Source organism: Burkholderia sp. lig30 (genome assembly GCF_000687455.2).
GTDB lineage: Bacteria > Pseudomonadota > Gammaproteobacteria > Burkholderiales > Burkholderiaceae > Burkholderia.
In genome coordinates this window covers 1-1,259 of the sequence record NZ_JGVW01000038.1, presented here as the reverse complement: position 1 = coordinate 1,259, position 1,259 = coordinate 1, and the positions used below count along the sequence as shown (strand labels likewise).

The following is a 1,259-nucleotide window of genomic DNA, read 5'->3' as shown; positions in this document are numbered from 1 at the left end:
ACGCTCCAGCGCTTCGGCGACCGCCTGCACGCGCATGTCGCCGAAGCGCTGGAGCGTGTACGGATCGTCGCTCGCCCGCTCGACGCCCGCATTCAGCCACGGCCGCCCATGACGCAGCACGTACTCGCGCGCCTCGCCCAGCGCGCCTTCCGCAATGCCGACGAACAGGTTCGTCAGCACGAGCTGCGACACGAGCGTGCGCAGCGTCGCACGCGGCGTCGGCGGCGCTTCCGAGCGATGCAGCACGTCCTCCGGCAACAACGTCACGCCGTCGAACGTCACGCTGCCGCTATCGGTCTGCCGCTGGCCGATCGGGTCCCAGTCTTCGTTGACCGTGATGCCCGCCTGCGCCGTCGTCAGGACGCCGAACACCGGCTTTCCGGTCGCGCTGTCGTGCGCGGACACCGTCATCCGCTGCGAGCCGCGCGTGCCCGAGCAGAAGCCCTTGACGCCATCGAGGCGGTAGCCGCCGTCGGGCGTCGCCGTCGCGATCAGGCGCGTATCCAGCGGATTGACCGCGTTGCCCCACCACCACCGGTGCTCGACCGTGCCGCGCAGGTAGCGCTCGCGTTGCGCCGGATTCCCCCAGACATCGACGCTCACCACCTGCAGGCACTGGAAGCCGAGCAGATGCGCGAGCGCGCCGTCGGCGCGCGCGACTTGCCGGACGATCGCGTAGATCGACGGCCAGTCCGCCTCCTGCCCGCCATACGCGCGCGGCACCGCCAGCGTCAGCAGGCCGGCATCGGCGATCCATTGCTTCTCGCGCGCCGCATGACCGCCCGCGCGGTCGCGCACGGCGGCGCTTTCGCGCAATGCATCGACCAGTCGCGCCAGCGCCTGCGCATCGGTTGCCGCGCCCGCTTCGGGAGCGAGCGCCGTCAGGCCACGAGGATCGTTCATGCGACGGCTTCCTGGCGAACCGGCTCGCCCGTCAGCGGCACGAGCGGCCCAAGATCGGTGCGGCCGGTCAGGCGCGCCAGAATTTCGCGGCGCCAGTCGTCGTAGATCGAACGGTACTCGGCGATATCCGCGCCGAACACGAGCGCCGTGTGCGCGTATTCGTCATGCAGATACGCGTCGAGCAGCGGCTGCATCGCTTCGTCGGCCTCGATCACGCGATCGATCAGCCGCTCGCGCTCGACGAGCGGCAACGCGGCCAGCCGTTCGAACCACCATTCGATGATCTGCACGCGATGCCACTCCTCGTCGGGGCGAATCCGGTTCTCGCCATGCTCGCGCATCGCGCCGTCGGCGAT

General features: G+C 70.2%; 1 protein-coding gene and 1 pseudogene. Both read right to left on the bottom strand.

Translation table 11 applies throughout. The features are described 5' to 3' along the window. A partial coding sequence (locus LIG30_RS02350; RefSeq protein WP_038709338.1) for an acyl-CoA dehydrogenase family protein occupies nucleotides 1–903 on the bottom strand: 903 nt, incomplete at its 3' end. Continuing rightward, nucleotides 900–1,259, bottom strand: a pseudogene (locus tag LIG30_RS02345) (hypothetical protein); the annotation flags it as partial. The gene LIG30_RS02350 and the pseudogene LIG30_RS02345, both read right to left, overlap by 4 nt.